The organism is Streptomyces caelestis, assembly GCF_001279005.1.
Classification (GTDB): Bacteria; Actinomycetota; Actinomycetes; order Streptomycetales; family Streptomycetaceae; genus Streptomyces; species Streptomyces heliomycini.
The window spans coordinates 1-387 of sequence record NZ_LGCN01000087.1 but is presented as its reverse complement, the minus strand read 5'-3'; the positions used below and the strand labels follow the sequence as shown (position 1 = coordinate 387).

The 387-nt window shown below is 58.7% G+C and carries 1 rRNA gene; it reads left to right on the top strand.

What is annotated here, in order from left to right:
• Positions 1 to 387, top strand: a 23S ribosomal RNA gene (locus ADK41_RS09320); the annotation flags it as partial.

Sequence of the window (387 nt, the reverse complement as noted above, 5' to 3'; positions counted from 1 at the left end):
CTGCCCAGGGTAAGTCGGGACCTAAGGCGAGGCCGACAGGCGTAGTCGATGGATAACCGGTTGATATTCCGGTACCCGCTGTGAAGCGTCAAACATCGAATCCAGTGATGCTAAGCCCGTGAAGCCGCCGGCTGAGTCTTCGGACGAGGTCGGAGTGGTGGAGCCGGTGACCCGAGCTGGTAGTAGGTGAGTGATGGGGTGACGCAGGAAGGTAGTCCATCCCGGGCGGTGGTTGTCCCGGGGTAAGGGTGTAGGACGTCAGGTAGGCAAATCCGCCTGACACATAGTCTGAGACCTGATGCCGAGCCGATTGTGGTGAAGTGGATGATCCTATGCTGTCGAGAAAAGCCTCTAGCGAGTTTCATGGCGGCCCGTACCCTAAACCGA